At 41.9% G+C, this 22,093-nt stretch carries 18 protein-coding genes and 2 other RNA genes; 7 read left to right on the forward strand and 13 right to left on the reverse strand.

From position 1 onward, the window contains the following. Window positions 1-508 precede the first annotated feature (508 nt). An RNA gene (gene rnpB, locus BMX30_RS02220) (RNase P RNA component class B) lies at window positions 509-895 on the forward strand. Window positions 896-974: 79 nt separating this feature from the next. Then, window positions 975-1,240, forward strand: an RNA gene (ffs, locus tag BMX30_RS02225) — signal recognition particle sRNA large type. Window positions 1,241-1,369: 129 nt separating this feature from the next. Here the strand turns inward: ffs and BMX30_RS02230 are convergent. Further along, window positions 1,370-2,866 (reverse strand): acyl-CoA synthetase, encoded by a 1,497-nt coding sequence (locus BMX30_RS02230; RefSeq protein WP_090740737.1) that lies wholly within the window; start codon window positions 2,864-2,866, stop codon window positions 1,370-1,372. A gap of 249 nt (window positions 2,867-3,115) precedes the next feature. Here BMX30_RS02230 and BMX30_RS02235 point away from each other — a divergent pair, with 249 nt between their 5' ends. Further along, window positions 3,116-3,898 carry a class I SAM-dependent methyltransferase gene (locus tag BMX30_RS02235; protein WP_090740739.1) on the forward strand — a complete coding sequence of 261 codons (783 nt, stop codon included), beginning with the start codon at window positions 3,116-3,118 and terminating at the stop codon, window positions 3,896-3,898. Between the two features lie 163 nt (window positions 3,899-4,061). Here BMX30_RS02235 and BMX30_RS02240 read toward each other — a convergent pair whose 3' ends face one another. The 7 genes from BMX30_RS02240 to BMX30_RS02270 all read right to left on the reverse strand — a co-directional run bounded on the left by BMX30_RS02240 (window position 4,062) and on the right by BMX30_RS02270 (window position 9,980). Beyond that, entirely contained in the window at window positions 4,062-5,090 is a 1,029-nt protein-coding gene (locus tag BMX30_RS02240; RefSeq protein WP_170843769.1) for a 3-oxoacyl-ACP synthase, read from the reverse strand. Window positions 5,091-5,105: 15 nt separating this feature from the next. Next, window positions 5,106-5,285, reverse strand: coding sequence for a hypothetical protein (locus BMX30_RS02245; protein ID WP_090740741.1), 180 nt, complete (start codon window positions 5,283-5,285; stop codon window positions 5,106-5,108). A 56-nt stretch (window positions 5,286-5,341) separates the two neighbouring features. Continuing rightward, complete coding sequence (locus tag BMX30_RS02250; protein WP_090740743.1) at window positions 5,342-6,331, reverse strand: branched-chain amino acid ABC transporter permease; 990 nt, start codon at window positions 6,329-6,331, stop codon at window positions 5,342-5,344. A gap of 5 nt (window positions 6,332-6,336) precedes the next feature. Next, window positions 6,337-7,197, reverse strand: coding sequence for a branched-chain amino acid ABC transporter permease (locus BMX30_RS02255; protein WP_090740744.1), 861 nt, complete (start codon window positions 7,195-7,197; stop codon window positions 6,337-6,339). A gap of 17 nt (window positions 7,198-7,214) precedes the next feature. Next, complete coding sequence (locus BMX30_RS02260) at window positions 7,215-7,922, reverse strand: ABC transporter ATP-binding protein (protein ID WP_090740746.1); 708 nt, start codon at window positions 7,920-7,922, stop codon at window positions 7,215-7,217. Beyond that, a complete protein-coding gene (locus tag BMX30_RS02265; RefSeq protein WP_090740747.1) occupies window positions 7,919-8,671 on the reverse strand; it encodes an ABC transporter ATP-binding protein in 753 nt (250 codons plus the stop codon). The genes BMX30_RS02260 and BMX30_RS02265 overlap by 4 nt, the downstream gene beginning before the upstream one ends. A 70-nt stretch (window positions 8,672-8,741) precedes the next feature. Then, the gene (locus BMX30_RS02270; protein ID WP_090740748.1) at window positions 8,742-9,980 is read right to left on the reverse strand and encodes a substrate-binding domain-containing protein; all 1,239 of its coding nucleotides are present in this window, start codon (window positions 9,978-9,980) and stop codon (window positions 8,742-8,744) included. A 209-nt stretch (window positions 9,981-10,189) separates the two neighbouring features. On the opposite strand from BMX30_RS02270, the gene BMX30_RS23370 reads away from it, so the two are divergent. Then, on the forward strand, window positions 10,190-10,348 hold the full coding sequence (locus BMX30_RS23370; protein ID WP_170843770.1) for a hypothetical protein: 159 nt from the start codon (window positions 10,190-10,192) through the stop codon (window positions 10,346-10,348). 84 nt (window positions 10,349-10,432) lie between these two features. On the opposite strand, the gene BMX30_RS02275 is transcribed toward BMX30_RS23370, so the two are convergent. Both BMX30_RS02275 and BMX30_RS02280 read right to left on the reverse strand, forming a co-directional pair. Then, window positions 10,433-13,657, reverse strand: a complete 3,225-nt coding sequence (locus BMX30_RS02275; RefSeq protein WP_090740749.1) for an AfsR/SARP family transcriptional regulator — start codon at window positions 13,655-13,657, stop codon at window positions 10,433-10,435. A gap of 239 nt (window positions 13,658-13,896) precedes the next feature. Continuing rightward, the gene (locus BMX30_RS02280) at window positions 13,897-14,295 is read right to left on the reverse strand and encodes an HPr family phosphocarrier protein (RefSeq protein ID WP_090740751.1); all 399 of its coding nucleotides are present in this window, start codon (window positions 14,293-14,295) and stop codon (window positions 13,897-13,899) included. A gap of 379 nt (window positions 14,296-14,674) precedes the next feature. On the opposite strand from BMX30_RS02280, the gene BMX30_RS02285 reads away from it, so the two are divergent. The 3 genes from BMX30_RS02285 to BMX30_RS02295 all read left to right on the forward strand — a co-directional run bounded on the left by BMX30_RS02285 (window position 14,675) and on the right by BMX30_RS02295 (window position 18,994). After that, window positions 14,675-15,802: an iron-containing alcohol dehydrogenase gene (locus BMX30_RS02285; RefSeq protein WP_090740901.1), complete on the forward strand. Its 1,128-nt coding sequence runs from the start codon at window positions 14,675-14,677 to the stop codon at window positions 15,800-15,802. An 11-nt stretch (window positions 15,803-15,813) separates the two neighbouring features. Next, entirely contained in the window at window positions 15,814-17,457 is a 1,644-nt protein-coding gene (locus tag BMX30_RS02290) for a GAF domain-containing sensor histidine kinase (RefSeq protein ID WP_090740752.1), read from the forward strand. Between the two features lie 67 nt (window positions 17,458-17,524). Further along, window positions 17,525-18,994 (forward strand): sigma-54-dependent transcriptional regulator, encoded by a 1,470-nt coding sequence (locus BMX30_RS02295; RefSeq protein WP_090740754.1) that lies wholly within the window; start codon window positions 17,525-17,527, stop codon window positions 18,992-18,994. A gap of 60 nt (window positions 18,995-19,054) precedes the next feature. Here BMX30_RS02295 and adhP read toward each other — a convergent pair whose 3' ends face one another. The 3 genes from adhP to BMX30_RS02310 all read right to left on the reverse strand — a co-directional run bounded on the left by adhP (window position 19,055) and on the right by BMX30_RS02310 (window position 22,024). Then, window positions 19,055-20,068, reverse strand: a complete 1,014-nt coding sequence (gene adhP, locus BMX30_RS02300; RefSeq protein WP_090740903.1) for an alcohol dehydrogenase AdhP — start codon at window positions 20,066-20,068, stop codon at window positions 19,055-19,057. Window positions 20,069-20,464: 396 nt separating this feature from the next. Further along, a complete protein-coding gene (locus BMX30_RS02305) occupies window positions 20,465-21,160 on the reverse strand; it encodes a Na-translocating system protein MpsC family protein (RefSeq protein WP_090740755.1) in 696 nt (231 codons plus the stop codon). 339 nt (window positions 21,161-21,499) lie between these two features. After that, on the reverse strand, window positions 21,500-22,024 hold the full coding sequence (locus tag BMX30_RS02310) for a DUF3231 family protein (protein ID WP_090740757.1): 525 nt from the start codon (window positions 22,022-22,024) through the stop codon (window positions 21,500-21,502). Between the last annotated feature and the right edge of the window lie 69 nt (window positions 22,025-22,093).

Here is a 22,093-nt window from a genome sequence, read left to right on the forward strand (position 1 = left end):
AAGGAATCATAATAATACGCCAAAAAATGTCAGCCTTAGACATCGCTCGGCGAAAGTAGATGAGCAAAATCACCTCATCCAGAAAAACAAGGCCTAAAAGACGCCAAACAAAAAAGCCCCCATAGTAGGCCGTCCTAATTAAACCAATGATAAGGCAACAGGCAATCTTTAGTACCACTAGGGCAATGGATAGCTTTGCCGAAATGTGTGAACCAACCGTGATTACGCGAATCCACTTGAAAAATAAATAGGCTTCGAAAAAACTTCCTACTATATATACGTTTATATTATTAAAAAGTTTCTCTTTCATGTATTTTTATTTTTTCTTATTGTTCATCTACTATTATATACTCTTACTATTAGGTAGTTAGTCCTGTTTCTAACAATAATCCTTGCTCCGAAATAAATAAACCCTAAATTTTCCACCAATGGGCATGTTCTCCTAATGACTAGGTCCTCTGATTCATGATAAATTAATACACGTAGCTGATGAACAAAACAAACATGAAATGGTGAGTAATCGCGGCTCATGTTTACATGAGTTGAGGAAAGTCCAGGCTCGCCCGGTGCTGAGATGCCCGGAGTGTTCGTGCCATCTGCAAAGATGGGCAGCAGACTTCTTGTCTGTTGACGGCGGAGAAATCATGCTAAGTCCAATACGGATACGCTGAGAGTACCCTGAAAGTGCCACAGAGACGATACTCTTCTGGAAACGGAAGAGGTGGAACGGGTAAACCCCACGAGCGAGCAACCCAAACTTTGGTAGGGGCACCATCCTGCGGGAATTGAACCAAACGGATGGATCGGTCAATATAACCGATAGTCATATGATTACACCTGTAGTGCGAGATTGGCATCGCCTGGAGCACGCAGGAACAAAACCTGGCTTACAGCCATTTCATGCGCCGATTCATTAGTTGTTTCAACAATTTTCAATAAAATTCACATAGAAGAATTAGTCTAGCCTATACATACCGTGCTAGACGGGGAGTTGGCGGTGCCCTGTTACCCGCAATCCGCCATAGCGGGGTTGAATTCCTACCTGAGGTAGCTACATGTGAGGTCTGCCTTGTAATAGGAGTGTTGACAATTGGGTCCTACGCAATGGAAACCTATGAAATTGGTCAGGTCCGGAAGGAAGCAGCCATAAGTAGAACTTTCTATGTGCCGTGGGGTCGCCTAGTTCGAGCTTTCTCTTACAAGTAACGCTTGGTTGTTTCTATCGATGGTAGGTGCACGGTGTTACATATCATATTCTTCATACCATACCTAAAAAGGCCAACCCAGAATTAAATCTGAGTTGGTCTTTTTTATTTCTTATTTTTAGCTTTCTATTGTTCTACCTTTTCGTTACTAGCCTGTTGCACGATTAATTCCGTGTTGCCATCGCTAAGCGTTTCAATGCCACCTTATCGATTTTTCCAACATGGGTTTTTGGCAATTTTTCTAAGAAGAGAAACTGTTTGGGAACTTTGTAGCTCCCGAGCTTCCTTGAGCAATATCGTCTTAACTCTTCCTCTGAAAGCTTGTCATTCGTTTTCGTGACTAGACATGCGGTAACGATTTCTCCCCATTTTTGATCAGGAAGCCCAATGACTGCTAGTTCGTTAATCTGAGGATGTGAAGCGAGCCAATGTTCAACCTCAAGCGGATAGACATTTTCTCCTCCAGTGATGATCATATCCTTCTTTCGACCTACGATATAAAAATATCCGCCCTCATCTTTTTTAGCTAAATCCCCCGTATGGATCCAACCATCTTTGATGGTCTCTCTAGTTGCTTGTGGTTGATTCCAATAATATTCAAAAGAATGTTTTCCTTGGATGAGGATTTCCCCTACTTCATTAATACCTGCCTCTTGCCCCTCTTCCGTTTGTAATTTAACGGTATTAAAAAGCATGGGTTTGCCAACAGACCCCCTCTTTCCCCCTGCTTCTTCTGGGTGAATATAAAAATTATTAGGTCCTGCTTCCGTTAACCCGTAGCCTTCTTTAAACAATAACCCTTTTCTTTTAAAGGCTTCATAAATTTCAAATGGGCACGGCGCCCCACCTGATAAAAAAGTTTTAATAGAAGGAAAGGAGCTTGTTTTGAATTCCGCAGTTTCAATCATCATATGATACATGGTCGGTACCAATAAAACAGTGGTGCATTGATAGTGATTTAAGTAGGTAATCGCTTTAACTGGGTCATAATCACTAGCAATCACGACTTTCCCACCTGCGAGCAGGATCGGAATCGATAAGGCATTAAGTCCCCCTGTGTGGAATAGAGGCATATAAGTTAATGTAGTATCATCATTGGTTAAATTCCAACTGATTACCGTATTGACCGCGTTCGTCAAAATCGACTGATGAGAAAGGACAACTCCCTTTGGTTTTCCGGTTGTTCCCCCTGTATAAATGATTGCTAACGGGTCTTTTTCATCTAAGGGTTCCTCGGCGACTATAGCCATGTTAAGTTTGGGTCGGAGTTCTCGCTCCACTTGAAAGGTCTCGTAATTAACAAATAATGGATTATCAAAGATTTCTTTAAACTTGGAATGGTAGCCAATTAGTTTCGGCGAACAATCGGTTAAGATAAAATGGACTTCTTCTAACGACAATCGCCAATTGATTGGAACAAAGATGGCACCAATTTTCCCACAGGCAAACAGCAATTCGAAATAGCTGAGATGATTGGGAGAAAGAAGAGCAATTCGTTCTCCTTTTCTTACTCCTTTTTCATAAAGCCAATTCGCCGTTGCCTGACTGCGGCTGTTCAGTTCAGCAAATGTCCTCGTTGTATTTTCTTCTGCATCTATTAAAGCCACCGCCTCAGGCGATAATCGTGTCCGATTTTCAAGCCAATCCAGCTCCCACCTCACAGCCATCTCTCCCTTTTCTTAAGTAATCTCATCATAAGAAATAGGAGTTACAACGAAGTTACAAGAGTTGGAAATGTCCACGCTTTCCGCAGGCGGAAAGCGATGCGCCTTGAGCGGAAATCAACATCAATGTTTAACACAGCTAATTTCGTTTGGATATATATGTTAAAATGATCCTTGTGAAGGTTTTTGTGGATTACTAGAGGAAATGCTTTAAAGAGAGATTAAATACATGGGGGAAATGGAAAAGTGGATGCAGTTAAACACAACGGAAGTGCTTGGGATAAAAAAGTCGAAGATGGCTCTGTTTACACGAAGGAAGTCTCCAGTGAGGTCATTGAGAAATGTAAAAAAGGGGAATGGGAAATTACTGTCACAACTGAAAAGCCGGTTCCAAGAAATTGGTTCCCGAAGTCACTAGTTGGATTAAAAGTTCTTTGCTTAGCTTCTGGCGGTGGTCAACAAGGTCCAGTCCTATCTGCAGCAGGGGCCGATGTAACGGTTATTGATTTAAGCAAAAAGCAATTAGAAAAGGATGAATTTGTAGCGAAACGCGATGGGTTATCACTTCGAACCGTTCAGGGGGATATGTCTGATTTGTCTCAGTTTGAGGATGAAGCGTTTAATTTGATTGTTCATCCAGTTTCGAACGTATTTGTCGAAGACATTTCTCCTGTATGGAAGGAAGCTTCAAGGGTATTGAAAAATAACGGGGTTCTTATTTCTGGCTTCACCAATCCTCTGCTGTTTATTTTTGATGATGAAGAAGACCAAAAAGGAAATTTGGTGGTGAAAAATTCAATTCCCTTCTGCTCATTGGATCCTTTGACAGAACAAGAAGTCACCGATTACATTAACGCTAATAATACAATCGAGTATGGCCATACTTTAGAAGATCAAATTCAAGGCCAAGTGGACGCAGGGTTCGTGATTGCTGGATTGTTCGAAGATGACTTTGGTGGAAGAAGGCCGTTAGATAAGTACATAAAATGTTTTGTTGCTACAAGAGCCGTTAAGCTGAAGTTTGATTAACTACAGGTTGTATTATTTAGGTGAAGAGGCTTAAAAGAGATTGAAGCATAATCAATCTCTTTTTTGTAGTGGATATTTCGCTTTTCTAACAAAGATTAATAGGTTTTGGAAGCAGGAGAACCGTCCCTATGCTTCCAAACTCTTTCCCCATTCGGTTTGAGGGTCAAGTTTGTCGCCCATTTTCAGTCCCCTTTCCCCACTGTATCGTTGTCGCTCCCCAAGCATAGCCAATCCCCGCACTTACAAGCACGACCATCGTTCCATCTTGTAGCTTCCCGGCTTCTTCAGCAAGCTCTAACGACAATATCTGATCCATCTGCCCAATATGTCCATAGTCTTCAAGATAAATTGAATCTTTCTCAGATAGTCCAAGTTCTTTTAATACATATTGGTGCGCTGATTTTTTCATATGCAACATCGCAACATACCCAATCTCTTTTTCCGAATACCCACTCTTCCGCAGTGATTCCCGAATAACTTTTAGAAAGTTGGCCATTGATTTTTGTTCCAGACGCTCTTTCATCCCTTGAGGGTCAAGAACATCAAGCTGATAAAGGTGAAGATTGTCTTTTGATATTGGATTCTTTGTTCCACCGGCTACCACAACCACGTCCTCAGAAAATGAGCCGTCCGTGATAATTTCTGTTTCCATGATGACATTGCGATTCAAACCTTTCTGCAATAGAATTGCCCCACCACCAGCACTCAGATTATACATAAACCGTGTTCGTTTATTTTTATAATCAATAAAGTCGCCGTTTCGATAGCCCCCAGCTAAAAGCACGGTGTTAACAGAAGGGTCAGCCATCATCATGTTTTTGGCAACCTTCAACGCCATAATTGTCGTCCCACACCGCTGGGCAACATCAAAAGCCCATGCATTTCTTGCTCCGACTTCTTCCTGGAGCTTAATCCCTGCCGTCCATAATGGATATTCTTTATATTCCTCGCCAATATACAAGACTAAATCGATTTCTAACGGGTCGATTCCCGCCTTTTCGATAGCTTTCTTTGCCGCCCGAATTCCCATTTCACATGTATGATCTTCCTTGCCTGGAACCGGTTTTCTTTTTATCCCCATTTTCTCCTCGACGATTTCAGGAGGAATCCCTGCCCGTTCGGCAATCTCTTGTCCGGATATAAACTGGGAGGGAATATACGTGGCAATACTTAAAATCCCAACCTCCACCATATCACCACCTCCAGCTCAAGAGTAATTCGTTATCTCTTTCATATAAAGTACTGCCTCTTCCATCGTCTCAAATAGCGTTTCCTCATTTTCTTGTACATGAGTAACTTTGATTCGCCATAACTTTATATTCTTTTCCTCATCGACACCAGCTAAGTGGAATCGTATGACAAATGACGCCATTTGTTTTTCCTCCATCCTACACTTCCTCCTTGATGGAACCGAAGTTGTTTTTTCACGATTTCGATTCCTTCTCAGCCTGAGATATTTTTATCATCCTTGTTTTCCACCGTATGTTTCTTGCGCTTTTTCATATTTTGAAGAGTCCCGACAATTCCCTTTGGAAAAAACATTACAGCTAAGATATAAACAATTCCAAAAAGAATGATCCAGCGCTCAAAAATCCAATGGACCTTTGCCAGCTGGGTCAGCCAGTGGTGGGCGAATTCAATGATCCCTGCACCAACGATTGCCCCGACAAGCGTACCCACTCCACCGATAATCGTCATTAACAACGCATCTAACGTGATATCCATCGTAAAAACACTTGTATTCACAAATCGTAAGGACATCGAGTACAAAATCCCCGCTAAGCCTGCAATCACACCGGAAACGACGCTGGCAATGATTTTATATTGAATAACACTGTAACCAAGTGACTCTGCCCGTGGTTCGTTTTCGCGAATCGCTTGTAACACGCGGCCAAGTGGAGAATTGGTAAAGCGCGTCAAAAGAACAAAGACCAGGATCATCGCTACGAGACAAATGAGGTAGAAGTCAAAGCGATCGCGAAATACTTCTGGAGTCCGGAAGGTAAAACCATCATTTCCATATGTCAAACTTCGCCATTTCTCAGCTAGCACTAAAAATAACCCGGCAAACGCTAAAGTAAGCATCGCATAAAAATGACTTTTCAGCCTTAAGGTTAACAGGCCAACAATGTAGCTAAGAATCGCTGTCAACACCACCGTTACCAGCACCGCTAGGAGAAAATAAGGGACGGTTGGCTCGAATTGCTTCATGAAAATCCCAATTGTATAGGCACCAATCCCGAAGAACATCGCATGACCAAAGGACACGATACCCGTGTAACCGAGCAGCAAATCGTAGCTCATCGCAAACATCGCAAAGATGAACACTTGCGTGAGTAGAATTATCATCGATCTTGAATCATACACGAACGGGAGAACCAGGAGCATAACCGCTATGAGTCCATAAAATAGATTTTTCTTCTCTTTGATCATACGTCTCACCCCTTCATCCCGAATAAGCCTTGTGGTCTAAAGATTAGCACGACCACCATTAACAACATGTTGGCGGCTAAGGCTAAGTCTGGGACATAGTAGGCCATGAACGAACCTGATAAACCTACCAAAATCGCGGCTAAAATTGACCCTGGGAAGCTTCCCATTCCACCAATCACCACAACAATGAATGCAAGAATCGCAAACTCCATTCCCATTTCGGCATGAATTACGCCTGAATACGGACCGAGAAGAACTCCGCCTAAAGCGGCCATAGCTGCACCAATCATAAAGACTAGCATGAAGACTTTCTTGATATTTATTCCGAGCGCCTGAACCATTTCCTTGTTCATGACCCCTGCCCGGACCACTAAACCAATCTTTGTATTTTTAAGTACGTATTGAACGGCTAAAAATACAAGCAACCCAACGAGGATGATGAACACACGATATTTAATAATGATGATATTGCCAACTTCCCAACTTCCTTGTAAAAAACTAGGGGCGACAGCGGAGAGCTGATTTGGTCCCCAAACCACTTTTAATAATTCTGATAACACAAGCATAAGTCCAAGCGTGATGAGAATTTGTTGAACATGATTGCCATACACTGGTTTGATAATGAATCTTTCAGTGATCATTCCGAGGATCAGGCCGGTTATGATCGCCCCAATAATTCCGATAAAAAAGCTACCAGTTGTCGCATAAATCCACGTTCCGCTGTAGGCACCCCAAGCAAATAATCCACCGTGGGCAAAGTTCAGCACGTCCATTAATCCAAAGATAAGCGTGAGTCCGGCTGCTAGTAAGAAAATCAACATCCCAGTAGCCAACCCATTTAGAGCTAGATTAAAAAACACCTCCACGTACAGCTCCTCCTCCCTTAAGCAATTCCTAAGTACTTTCGCCTCATATCCTGGTCGTCTTTAAGCACTTGCATTTCACCACTTTGAACGGTTTTGCCATCATCAATGATATAAAAACGATCACCAATCGTACTTGCCATCATAAAGTTTTGCTCAACTAACACAATCGTTGTGTTCTCCTTCATCTCCATGATTGATTCCATGACTTTTTCAACAACAATTGGCGCGAGCCCTTTGCTAGGTTCGTCAATCAACAACAATTCATTTTCATTGATATACGCTCTCGCAATCGAAAGCATTTGCTTTTGCCCACCGCTTAAAAGTCCACCAGGCTTTTTCCAAAAGGTTTTTAAATCAGGAAATAAATCTAATATATAGTGAAGGCGAGCTTGAGTTTGGTCATTATCGCTTTTCATGGCAACTTTCATATTTTCCTCAACCGTTAATTGAGCAAAGATTCCTTGATCTTCTGGGACATAGCCAATCCCTTTTTGTGCAATTTGATAGGTTGGCAGTGAGTGGATGTCTTCCCCATTGAATTGAACCTGCCCTTTTGAAGCCGGGTTCAACCCCATGATTGTCCTTAAGGTGGTGGTCTTGCCGGCCCCATTCCTTCCGAGCAGAACGGTTACCTCGCCTTTTCTGACTTCAAATGAAATGCCTTGTAAAATATGAAACTGACCGATATACGTTTCAACATTGTTAAGCTTCAGTTGAGCGCTCATCCTCCAACACCCCCTAAATACGCGGACTGAACGGTCTCATTTTTCATAATCTCTTCTGGCGTTCCATCAGCGAGCAAGCTTCCATTAAAAAGCACCATGATGGAATCAGACAAGTCCATGATTAGATCCATTTTGTGCTCAATTAAGAGGATGGTGCGATCGCCGGTTTCCTTGATTTTTCGAATTACTTCCAATATAGCTGGCACTTCTTCTAATGACATGCCCGCTGTTGGTTCATCTAAAAGGAGAACATCGGTATTTAAGGCTAATAACATCGCAATCTCTAATTTCCGTTTTTCACCATGCGCAAGATTACATGCAAGTGTTTCTTTTTTATTATCAAGGAGGACGAGCTCAAGCCATTCCACTGCTTTCGCTTCTACCTGCTTATATTTTTTATAGGAAACCAACATTTGATAACGGATGCCAGCTTGTGACTGAACGGCTAATCTGACATTCTCTAAAACGGTTAGATTCGGAAACACATTGGTAATTTGAAACGATCTCCCAATCCCTTTGCGGGTTCTCAATGTCGGTGAAAGCTTGGTAATATCTTCACCGCGATATAGGATTTTGCCCGCGGTCGGTGTGAGCTGACCACTTAGAAGATTAAAAAACGTTGTCTTCCCTGCGCCATTCGGCCCGATAATCGATTTAAAATGGTTTTCATCCACAGAAAAGGACACACGGTCAACGGCGGTATGCCCACCAAAAGCAATCGTTAAATCGGTTGTTTCAATTAAGCCCATAACGTCACCACCCTAAATTTGTAAATAAAACGATGAACTTCGGCACAGTTTACCGAAGTTCATCGTGCTTTTAATTCCGTACAGGAGGAGCTGTTTCTTCCGGACTTAGCTCACGCATAAGCACAGGTACTGGATAAGGAACTCCTTCTTTTTCTTCAAGTTTAATCGCATATAAAGTTTGGAGCGCCTGGTGATCTTCAGGGCGGAATGTCATCGTGCCTTTAGGCGTTTCAAAGCTCATTCCCTCTAACGTATCAATTAACTGATCTGTATCTGTTTCCCCTTCTGTTTTCTTTAACGCCTCGACAATGGCAATCGCTGCACTCATGCCACCAGGTGTAAATAAATCTGGAACATCTCCATTGAATTTTTCTTTGTGTTTCTCAACAAGCCAATCATTGATCTCATTACTTGGCAGATCATGATAATAAACAGAGAAGCCTTCCATGCCCACTAATGGCTGCATCGTAGCTAATGCCGCGATATCTGGTGCTCCCGTTGAGATTTTAATTCCTTTGTCTTGAACCTTCATATCGGAAATTTGATTCCATGGCGAATTCGCCCCTGCCCAGACAACAAATAAATAATCAGGATCGGCATCAATTACTTTTTGAATATTAGAGGTAAAGTCTGTTGCCGCTGGATCGGCGTATTCTTCATGTACGATTTCCGCACCTAGCTTTTCGGCCGCTTCTTTAAAGGCAGATACTCCATCACGACCAAACGAATAATCAGGTGCGAGGGTGGCAATTTTTACCCCATCCGCTGCAATGGCTGCTGCTCCGGCAACGGCATCTTGAGAGGAGTTACGGGCGGTACGGAAAAGATATCGGTTAAACTCTGAACCTGTAATACTATCAGCGACAGCTGGTTCGACAATCATAATTTTTTCATATTCTTCCGCTAACGGGAGAACGGCTAATGTGTCTCCTGAGCTGGAGGAGCCCACGAGAAAATCCACTTCATCTTCTTCAAGAAGCTTTGTTGCTTTTTGCACCGCTACTTCCGGTTTGGTTTCGGTATCCTCAACCACAAATTCAATCTTGCGACCTGCAACCTCGTTCGTTCCATCTGTCGCATACTCTAAACCCAGCTCAAAGCCTCTTAAGGTTTGTTCCCCATAAGCTTCGAGCCCACCCGTTTGCGAGGCTAATACTCCAATTTTAATTGGTGCCTGTGTTTCTTCTTGCTTGTCAGTTGACCCACCGCTGCTTTCATTTCCACTTTCCTTGGAGTTACTACAAGCACTTGCAAAAATCATGATGAAGGCCATAAAGCAAATAAAAGCAATATTCCGTTTGCCCGCCATGTTTCTTTTCCCCCTTAACATTTGATCTAGAAAAAGCTGGTTAAGCTTTTGAGAGTATCATAGAAGAGTAGGGTTACAAATGAGTTACAAGAGGAGTTGGGTGGGATGAGATATATCTAGGGGGAAGCTTGAGTATGTGCATTGATGGAGCTGCTCAGTGACCATACTTGTGGAAGACGCTTCAGTTTGGGCATTGATGGAGGCTCTCAGTGACCATACTTGTGGAAGACGCTTCAGTTTGGGCACTGATGGAGGCCTCAGCGACCATACTTGTGGAAGACGCTTCAGTTTGGGCATCGATGGAGGTGTTCAGTGACCATACTCGTGGAATGAACTTGAGTTTGGGCATTGATGGTGGCTCTCAGTGACCATACTCGTGGAATGAACTTCTTCTAATCGCAAAATAAAAAAACATCCCGTGGAAGGATGTTTAAAACTAATAATGTTCATCCTTAGTCAGCTAGAATCATTTCATACATCTGCCTTGTCGGTTCGAGTGGTGTGACGCCTAATTCATCTTCAAGGATTTTACAGCATTTTTGATACCATTTCATCGCGAACGGCCGATTGTTTTTACGATAATAGCAAAACATCAGCAATCGATAGGCCTCTTCCCAGGTCCGGTCCTTCTCTAAAATGGTTTCACACCAATAGATGGCTTTATCATAATCTTCTATTCTGACACTATTTTGCGCTAATTTCTCTGAGGCTCGGAGAAACAGAACTTGAAGTCTTTCGCGTTCATTCAAACACCAATCCTCATATCGACGGTCCCGTAAATAGTCGCCTTTGTAGAGTTGTAGCCCTTTTTCAAGAAATGGACTCACCATTTCTCCTTTCTGTTCTGCAAGGCCGCGATTGATCCATTCCTCAAATTGGATGGAATCAAGCTCAATCCCTGCATGGTGATTAAGACCATAGCTTGTTCCGTCTCTAATCACGAAAAATGGGGTTTCACGAGCCTTTCGTTTCGGCTCAAGCACTTTATTTAGCGCATTTAACGCGACCTTGAAATCCCGAGCGGCATTCTTTTCATCCTGCTCAGGCCAAAGCTTATGGAATATCTCTTCCTTTGGAAACAAATGAAAGGGGCGTGTGGTAAATAATTGCAAAAGTTCTTTCGCTTTCCCCCTTTGCCAATCCTTTTCTTCAACTTCTCGATCACCTAACCAAACTTTAAATGGACCTAAAGTATCAATCCTCAACGTGTAACCTGGATGCGATTTTAGATGAGTTAGCTCCATATCCTGCAATAGTTTACTAACGTAAGTCGAGGGGGTGCTTTTCTTCCCGGCTTCGATTAACATGGGTGCTAACATATGCAAATCTCTCGGGCCAAACACTGTTTTTCTCTGAAAGATGAACTCATAATTCCCCTGTTCCACCTGTCTTAGTAAAGAAGTCAGGTTTCGTTCATATAACTGATCATTATCTTGAAGATAGGAACAGTATGTTAACCATAAATACGAAAGCATCTGCCCAAATGAATCATTGCACAGAGTAAACATCTTTTCCGCTTTCTCCAAGTAGGATAAGGCTTGATTGATGTTTCGATGATAAGCAGCCGCAATGCCTAGGCTTAAGGTGATAAACGAAGAAAGCCATAAATCTTTGACTCTATCTGTTTCTTGAAGAGCAGCGTTTCCAGCCTCAATTGCCCGTTCATATTCACCTTTTCTTCCATATAAAAGACATAACCCCATTAACGGTTCGGCTTTCCCGCGCTCGACTTGAATGGCCTCCATCATCTCCAGTGCCGTTTCATAGCATTTGATTGCTAATGACGCATCATATTGATCAAGAAGTTGGATTGCATGACCCATTCGAATCCAGCCGCAAGCCTCTACATAGGGAGATTCAATTTCAATTCCATTCTGAATGCCTTCTTGTGCTAATGACTTAGACTCTGCTCCATTTCCAATAAAAGCTTCAATTAACGCTAATAACAAATCGGTCTCCCGATGAGATTGAGGCAAATGTACCTTCATTGCCTCTTTGTTTTTAGTAGCTAATAAAATATTCCTCGCTCGATCAAGTCTACCAGTACGCAAATATAAACGTGCCTCTAACTGAACATCTACCTGATGATTCATCACGGACTGGGCTTGATTCATCCATTTTTCAGCTTTCGACCCTTGCCCTAAGTTAATGAGATTTTCAGCTAGCAAGCGATAAAGCATTCCCCGGTCTTCTTCGGAATGGTAATCGCTATTTTCAAGGAATTCCATCGCTTGATTCAATAATCGTTCTGCATTTTCAGGTTGAATGGTATCTAAATAAATTTTCGCTTTTCCCTCTAACGATTTACTCTTTACGAAGGGGTTTCTTCTTTTATCCGCTTCTACGATGGCTCGGTCATAACAAACTTCCGCCTCATTATATAACGAACGGTAACGAAGAACTTCCCCTTGTAAAAGCCATAAGGTGTAAAACTCATCCTTAACCTGTTCAGGAATCGTCGTCAACCTTTCATAGAGACTTTCAAGCTTGCCGCTTTTCAGCATTGTCGGTCCATATTCATGTAATAGGGCTGCCGAAGCTTGGATCGATTGGATCTTTTGATAATGCGCGAGAGCTAGCTCAAACTGCTGTCTTTTTTCATAAAAGCGTGCACAGCTCTCGTGCAACATCGTATAACTTCGGGGTTGGTTCTTCTTTAATTGTTCCTCTAAAAACTCTTTAAACAAGGCGTGGTATCGATATTGTTGTTCGCCTATTTTTTGAACGAATAAATTATGGTCTGAAATTTGTTGAAGCATCCCCTCTGAATTAGCCATGCCTAAGACAGACTCGCAAATTTCCTTGTCCATCTCATCAAAAACGCTGGTTTGTTCTAGGAACTGCTGGACCATTGGAGGTTGTTGCTCAAAGACCTCTCGCGCTAAATAATGAAACAGGTGATCTAAGGTTTGGATCGAAATATGCGAAAAGGCTTCGAAATCTGTGTTCTCGTTTAGTTGTTGGGCAATCATCCCTAAAGCAATGACCCAGCCTTCCGTGATATTGAATACCGTTTCAAGCTGCTCTTCGTTCAGGTCGATACCATAATAGTCACATAAAAATAATTCAATTTCATCCTTTGTTAACACCAAATCCTCTTTTGTAATTTCAAGCAGTTGGTCGCTAACTTTCATTTTCGATAGCGAATTCCATCTTGGTCGACTTCTACTCGAAACGATGACATGAAAGTTGTCGGGAATATGTTCAATTAATTTCTCCATCCAACTGTTCACATTGTACGAATGTTCCACCTGATGATAATCGTCTAAAATCAAAATGATTTCTTCGTCAACTGCGACAACATCATTAATAAATAACGAACAAAGCGCATCCAAGGTATCTTCACGTAAATATGGATCCATCTGCTCCATATATTCGCTTAATTCCGCGCCAAAGTTCGGGATAACCGTCCGAATCGCTGAAACGATGTACGTTAGAAACGGGATCATGTCATCATCTGCAGCTGAGATCGAATACCAGCAACACGGTACCTGCTCATCACTAACATACAACGCTAAAGCTGTACTCTTCCCGTAACCAGCGCTTGAGTGGACAAGGGTAAGAGGATAGTCAGAAAACGCTTTCATTTTCTTGGTTAATTTAGCTCTTCTAATTGAATCTTCCTTAAATCTCGGAGCCATAAGCTTCGTTTTCATAACCTGAATTTGCTTTTTCATTCTTTCCTCCTTACCCCACTTCTCTTTCGGCTTGTAATATCCTTGGCTTTTACACTTAATATCCCCTTACAAGAGCCTATTTTCTTAATTTTCAATATTTTATCACAAAAAACCTAAAAAAGAACTCGAAATCAATCGAATCCTTTTTCAACAATATATTTGAGGTGGTGAAGCAAAGGGACGGTTCTCTTGCTTCCTTGACAACGAAGTGTCATGGAAGAAGAAGAACCGTCCCCATGTCAACTATTCTTCACAGTTAGGTAGGATTTGGCGATGTTATGGACGGTGGTGGTCCATCGGGATTGGGAGTCTTTTAGGGCGTGATTAACGTTTTCGATGCCTTCTTGATCCCATAGACTTAGGTTTGAGGTTGGTGGGAGTTGTTTTTCGATGAAGTTGGTGATTTGTTTAATGGTTTCTACGGCATCTTCGCCCTTTGCGATGATGGTAAACTTTTTTCCAGCCTTTGAGGGGATTAACAAACTCATTAGTCCTAAAATGCTTTTTGCATTAAAAATTTTCTTATTCTTCTCGATGAAGACCTCACTGGTAAATGTACTATTTAATTGCACAAATTCGACGGTTTTTTGAACAGTGAATCCACCTTCTGGGACACTAAAGATTCGTTTTTTCTCCATGTAAAAATTCCTCCTTCAATCTGTTTTAAACACCATAGTCATATACCAATACTGAAAAAAGAACGAGTTACGTCGATAAGAAGAAATATTGACAAAGTCTTAAAACCTAAATGACTCTTACCCCTTCTGAAAATGGAAAATTTTATAAAATTTGTATTGATTAATTGTAATTTATCACATGGTTTGCTAGCTGCATATCGTTGTGGCATGTATTGTTACATAGTTTTTTTAGTCAGTAATCTTGCGTGATTCCTAGCGATTAGAAAACTTCCATTCAACAAATATATTTTGATTTCAGTCAAAGGAATCTCTTCTGTGACCACGAATTTATTAAAGAGGAACGAGAAGGTTGGTGAGTTAGTTGATTAATAAATTTGTGATGCCGGAAGTAATCTTTGGGAGAGGTTCCCTTCGCCAGGTTGGTGAAAGCTGTCTAAGGCTTGGTGCAAAGAAAGTGCTGATTGTATCTGACCCTGGTGTGATTGAGGCTGGCTGGCTGGAACAAGTGATTGAAAGTTGCCGAGGGACTGGACTTTTGTATGCATGCTTCCAAGAAATTACGACGAATCCTAAGGACTATGAAGCAGAGAAAGGAGCTGCTTTTTATAAAGAACAAGAATGCGATGCAATCATTGGCATCGGGGGAGGCAGTGTCATCGATATTGCCAAAGCCGTAGCGATTCTCGCCACCAATGGCGGTCGCATCTCCGATTACGAAGGAGTTGATCGGATTGAAGTTCCCCTCCCTCCGCTCGTCATGGCCGGAACGACGGCGGGTTCTGGCTCTGAAGTGTCTCAATTTTCCGTTATTGTTAATACAGTAAGTAAAAAGAAAATGACGATTGTCTCCAAATCGCTGGTGCCGGATATTGCGATTATTGATCCAGAGACATTAGCGACGAAAAGTGCACATTTAACCGCCTCCACGGGGCTAGATGTTTTAACCCATGCGATTGAAGCTTTTGTTAGTATTGCGGCGACGCCCATGACGGATGTGCATGCGAAAAATGCCATTAAGCTTGTGGCCGAAAATCTACGCCCTTCTGTTGCTTCCAAATTAAATAGCGAAGCAAAGGAAAATATGGCGATGGCGAGTCTACAAGCAGGACTAGCGTTTTCGAATGCCATCTTAGGAGCCGTCCACGCGATGTCACACTCCATTGGTGGACGCTACCCGATGCTTCATGGAGATGTAAACGCGGTTCTACTTCCTATCGTAATGGAATTCAATCTTTTAGCAGCACCGAGAAAGTTTCAGGAAATTGCTGCGCTACTCGGGGAAAACATCGAGGGTCTCTCTGCCTCGGAAGCAGGAAGAAAAGCGATTGAGTATGTAAAGGAATTGTCACTCGACATCGGTGCCCCGCAGCGACTTTCTGAGATGGGCTTTGAAGAAGAAATGATTGGGGCAATTAGTGAACTGGCTCTGAATGATGCTTGCATGATTACCAATCCCCGTGACATTACGGCTAGCGATGTCGAAGCTTTACTGAGAAAAGCGTTATAGGGAGTGCTTAGATGAGAAACCGCGAAGAAATGATAGAGTATTTGACCGGAGTTCAATCCTCAAAAAGAAACTACTATACTGAATTAAAGAAGACGGTTAGTGAATTGGAAAAGAAAAACATGCAGCTAGAAATCATCAATGACGTCGTAAAGGGCTTCAATGTCGAGATGTCGATGGACGAGATGTTGAAAAATGTCCTCGAAAAGCTGGAAACCATCTTTGCGATTCATCAAATCAGCCTTTCTGTGGTCGAAGGCAGTAAGCTGGTACGCTCAAATGTTTACCCCTCCACCATGATTGACTTTCCTGCAATGGGGGCAATTCCTGAACAAGACTCGTTGTATTGGCATGTCGTCCGTTCAGGAAAACCACTATTTTACCGGACATCTGACAACAACAAATGGCGCGAGGATCAATTCTTATTGAAGCTTGGGATGGCCAGCTTGTTTTTATTCCCATTAGTGAACAAAGGGAAAGTATTCGGCCTGCTTGCGTTAGCGAGCAAAACCATGGAGGACCACCATTCTTCAGATCTAACTTTTTTTCAACAGCTTTCCGACCAAGTCGCTGTTTGTATGCAAAATGCCCGCCTTTATAATGAAGTACTAGACACGAAGAAGCACTGGGAGGAAACGTTTCAAGCCGTATCAGAAGCGATTATTACCGTTGGCATGCATGGAGACATCCTGCAAGCAAATCAAGCAACCTATCAATATTTTCCTGACATAGAGAACCTAACTGGTTTATACGTCGATGACCTTCTATTTTTAAAAACGGAAAATCCCTTTCGGATATCAATGGCAAACGGAGTGCCTTCATCAGCGGAGCTCCATCTTCAAGAAAAGATTTGCGAGTGTTATTGCTACCCTGTATTTGATGATGCGGACCAACTGTACGCAGCGATTATTTATATTAAAGATGTAACGGCTAAAAGAAGAATCGAGGTCCAATTGGTACAATCCGGAAAGCTCGCTGCCATTGGCGAAATGGCCGCAGGTGTTGCTCATGAATTGAACAACCCCCTTACGGCCATTATGGGCAATTCGCAATTGCTTTTAAGGAAATTAGATCTCAACGGTTCCCAATACAAGCTGCTTGAGGACATTTATGAGTGCGGAAAACGGAGCAAAAATATCATTCGCAATCTACTAACCTTTTCTCGCCAGGAGGAATATCTGTTTGATCAATGCTCCGTCAATGAAGCGGTCGAACAAGTCTTAAGCCTTGTCGGAAACCAATTACATAAGCTGATGATTGAAATTGAAACCGAGCTTGACCCGAGTCTCCCTATTATTGAAGGAAGTGGACAGCAGATTGGCCAAATTATCTTGAATTTACTTTTAAACGCCAAGGATGCTCTTGAAGAGAGCGAGCAGGAAAAGAAAAAAATTAAAATACATACGAGTGTGCAGAACGTGGATGAACTTAAATGGATTGTCCTAACTGTTGAGGATAATGGAATTGGTATAGAAGAAGCGGTGGTAGCGGACATTTTCCATCCTTTTTACACTACGAAAAATGCGATTAAAGGGACTGGGCTTGGATTGTCTGTAAGCCTTGGAATTGCCGAGGCACATGGCGGAACGCTTAAAGCTGAAAGTACAGCAACAAAAGGTAGTAGTTTCCACCTGTTTTTACCAGTACCGACCTGCTAGCAACTAACTATCCCCTGCCTAGCAACTCCCTACCCGAGTGTTTAGGTGCAAAGAGAGGAGTGAACTCATGGCAAATGTATTAATTGTTGATGATGAACGTGAGATTGGGAATTTTCTAAGCTATCTTATAAGTGACAAAGGACATCAGACCATCACTTGTACCAGTGGAGCTGAGTTTGACCTACGGATAAGTGAGCAAGAATATCAGCTTGCCTTTCTCGATGTTCGCTTGCCGGATCGTAACGGACTCGAAATTCTACAAAACTTAAAAAAGCTTCAGCCTATGTGCAAAGCGATTGTGATGACCGGTTATGCAAATGTGAAAACCGCCGTAGAAGCGATTAAACTCGGGGCGAACGATTTTATCGAGAAGCCCTTTGATGATATAGAAGAAATTGAAACCCTTGTCGACCATCTTCTTCAAAATAATCCGGCACCGGCTCTTAACCATGCTCGAGAGTTGGCATCGAAGATGGAATGCTTTATTGGAAAGAACAAAAGCATGAATCAGCTTTTTACCCTTGCCTATAAGTTTGCGCAAAAAAATATTAATGTGTTGATTGAGGGTGAAACTGGAACTGGGAAGGATGTCCTTGCCAACTTTATCCATCAGGCGAGCAGGCGCGCGGGTTTTCCTTATGTGGCAGTCAATTGCGGAGCGATTACTGAAAGTCTGCTTGAAAGCGAATTGTTTGGTCATGCCAAAGGTTCATTCACTGGAGCAGCTAAGGATCGCAAAGGCTATTTCGAACTCGCCGGGAAAGGAACGTTATTTTTAGATGAAATTGGCGAAGCCTCCCTTACGACTCAGATCAAGCTATTACGGGTGCTTGAAACTGGTGAATTTATTAAAGTGGGCGGTGAAACGATTCAGCGGAGTCAAGCAAGAGTGATCGCCGCTTCGCACGTCAATCTTCAGGAGGCTGTTGCGAATGGTTCCTTTAGGGAAGATCTTCTTTACCGATTGGATGTGGTGAAGTTGACGATTCCTCCTTTGCGCGAAAGACTTGAGGATATCCCTTCGTTTATTGACTTTTATCTCAATCAGTTAGATCTCGATGTTACGTTTGCCCCGGAAACCGTGAAGTGCCTAAGTCAGTACGAATGGCCCGGAAACGTTCGTGAACTTGTTAATGTCATCAACAGAGCCGTGGCGCTTGCGGAAGGGGAAACGGAGATCATCACTCCTCGTTACTTACCGGCAAAGTTTTTATCGTCCCCCTCCTTCCCCGTAAAAGATAACTGTCTACCAAACGAGGATTCAGCAGCCGATTTTGATACTTACCTCAAGAATTGGCATGAAGTGATCTTGGAGATGTGGAAAACGGACAGCGATGTCCAGCTGCCAGAGCTATTGGACAAAATTAAGGAACTAGAAACCATTACCGCACAAGCCTTTATTCAAAAAGCGTTGGTGAAAAACGTTGGTAATCGGAAAGAAGCCACGAAGGACCTTGGCATTAGTATGCGGAAGCTCCGGTACTATTTGAATGAGAAAAAGACAAGTAGAGAGAATGAGGCGGTAAAAAAAAATTAGAAGTAAAAAGACCAAATCTTAACTGATTTGGCCTTTTTACGGTTTAGCTCGAAGGTTTTATTAGTTCATTTTTAAAACAACACGGCCATTAATTTTCCCTGCTTCCATATTTTCAAATACTTCATTGATGGAATCAAGGTCGACGGCTTCGATTTGGGAACGAACCTTGCCACGGGCGGCAAAATCAAGCGCCTCTTGCATATCCTTCCTCGTTCCAACGATGGATCCTCTTACCGTTACTCCATTGAGTACCGTATCAAAAATAGGAATTGGTAACTCGTCATGAGGCAAACCAACAACGACCAGCGTTCCACCACGTTTAACAGATTGATAGGCTTGTTCAAAGGCTTTTTTCGTTACCGCGACACTAATAGATGCCTGCACGCCACCGACTGCCTCTTGAATTGCTACAGCAGGATCTGTCTCCATTCCATTGATTGTCAAGTCGGCTCCTAATTCTTTCGCTAGTACAAGTTTTTCTTCATGAATATCGACAGCAATGACATTAAAGCCCATCGCTTTAGCGTATTGAAGAGCGATATGGCCAAGGCCACCAATTCCGTAGATTGCTACCCAATCTCCAGGTTTAGCTTCTGATACTTTTAAAGCTTTGTATGTTGTCACACCCGCACAAAGAATTGGCGCGACTTCCACTGGATCCAATCCTTCTGGAATCCGAGCCACATAATCAGCTGGTGCTTTACAATATTCTGCATAACCGCCATCGACGGAATAGCCACCATTTTCTTGATCCGGGCAAAGCGTTTCTCTTCCGCTCAAGCAATATTCACATTCTCCACAAGCAGAGTACAACCAAGGAATCCCAACCCGGTCTCCCACTTTAAGCGATTTCACCCCTTCGCCTATTTCTTCAATAATCCCTACCCCTTCATGTCCTGGGATTAAAGGTAACTTAGGCTTGACCGGCCAATCTCCATGAGCAGCGTGAAGGTCTGTGTGACAGACACCACATGCTTCAATCTTAACAAGGACTTCCCCGTATTCTAATGTTGGTTTTGGAACCTCTTTTACTTCTAGTTTTTGCTTGAATTCATTGACAACCGCTGCTTTCATGCTTCCCGTTTCAACTGCTTGTTTTGCATCCTTTACAACCGTTTCTTTCATCCTACCCATTCCCCCTAAAAGTAAATTCGCTTATATTAATGCAAGTACTGTGCCAACTATTTAAAATTGTAAAACGCTTACAAATAAATGGTTCTTACTACTAATCGGCCGAAAAATCGGCTCGAATGGCCATGAGTACGGCTGCCTTGGCCAAACTTTTACCAGGATACCAGCATTTTAAAGAAATAGATTAAAACAAAAAAGAACTCCATAAAAACTGGAGTTCTTTCATTGGCTTAATTTGTCTTTAGATTTATGCTTTCATGAAGTAAAATGCTAGTATATGTATTCATCTGCTCTTTTGGTTTCGTTAGCTCCTCCAAACTCTACTCTCCCTTCATATTCTTATTTTAGAACAAAGCACATCACACTATTATCCTTATCAACGTTCCAATCAATGAGGATATCAGCGACTTCCTGCTGAAATATCTCATCAAATCGTCCATCTCGATGAAAGTAAGACTTTTCTAATTCATCCTTTGTCACAATTAATTCTTGATCATACCCTTTTTGAATTAACGCTTTTTCAATTTGCACTAATATTCCATCCCGTTTAACGATATAAAGCTTTGGGCTTATTTGAAAAACTTTTGTTTTCTCCGGTTTTTTCTGAACTAAAATACTGATGCGATCCACTTCATCGATTAGTCGGTTAACATCCGCTGAAGATTCACCAGCATGGTTAGTATCTGTCTTTAGTTCTGATTCAAACATCGCAGTAATCATTCCTGTATTTTGCGGGTAATTCCAATCATGATAAAAACATTCAATATCCTGTTTAAATTCGAGCTCAAGAATCCCCTTCAATTGGGCAAGAATGCTTTTCATCACAATGCTTCGCGAAATATCCACTTTATCCGCGCTTCCACTTTTAATCAAGATGGACTCCATTGGTGATAAAAAACCTCTTATGTAAAAGACGAGAAAATGATTACTGGCAAACGCGTAACAAGATTCCGGTCCCCTACCGAAATTCTTTCTTAATAACTTACTTGTTAAGCTACTGATATCCTTTAGCTTTTCATGTGTGGGTGAGGACATATGTATTTTTCCCTCGCTTTCAACAAGCCTTTAATAAAGTATAAAAACTAATATCTCCCAATCGTTAAATTTTATAAAAAAGGCGAATCTAAAAGGTCCTAAATCCTACCAATAGAAAAAGGGGTAACCGAAAAACTGGTTATCCCTTTTAACGGTAGGCTGTTTTGGTAAAGATTGTTGTTAAAATCCTAAAGCCGATTTTAACGAAAGTTAAGCTAATTTGTCCGGTAGAGTATGTTTGCAAGCTCTTTTCTCAAAATTACAATGCTATTTTGCGACGAAACAAGGCTTCCTCCACCATATTTAGTATTCAAACGCAACAATGTTTGAGAAAAGAGCCTAACGGTAATATGGAGGGACGCGTAACCATCCTTTTTCCTCCATGATTGGCTTTAGTGTTAAGGCAAACGTCACCTTCATCATTTGAAATTTAGAAAATAAGTAACTGACATCCGCACGTACAGACTCCGTTAACCCCCGGGCCGCATAGGTAATCCCCATGTTGATATTATTGAAGATAAGGTTGGCAATTTCGTTGTCTGAAAGCTTTGCTCCTTCAGGCACGGTTTGGAACTCCCCTTTACCTATATTACGAAAATTGTCTGGTAATGGGATGCCTTCATTTGTGAGAAAATCCTTTAACTCTTTAATCATCGGTTTATGAACATTATTAATTAAATCATCCAGCTTTTTTCTCAGTTCTTCATCCTGTACAACATTAAACGCAGTTTGTTCCTCACGTAAAAACTGTTCTGCGCCATTTAGATACAACCATAAGTTCATCACTTCCCCAACATGCACCGGCCTTTTTTCCCCATCTAAAAATGGTTGAAACACATCTTTGATCACTTCAATTGGATTCACAAATATCACCTACATTTATTTATTGATTGCTTTATATCACTACTTTATCTTGCCAAAAAGAAAATTTTT

This window comes from Mesobacillus persicus (assembly GCF_900109925.1).
Taxonomy (GTDB): Bacteria; Bacillota; Bacilli; order Bacillales; family Cytobacillaceae; genus Mesobacillus_B; species Mesobacillus_B persicus.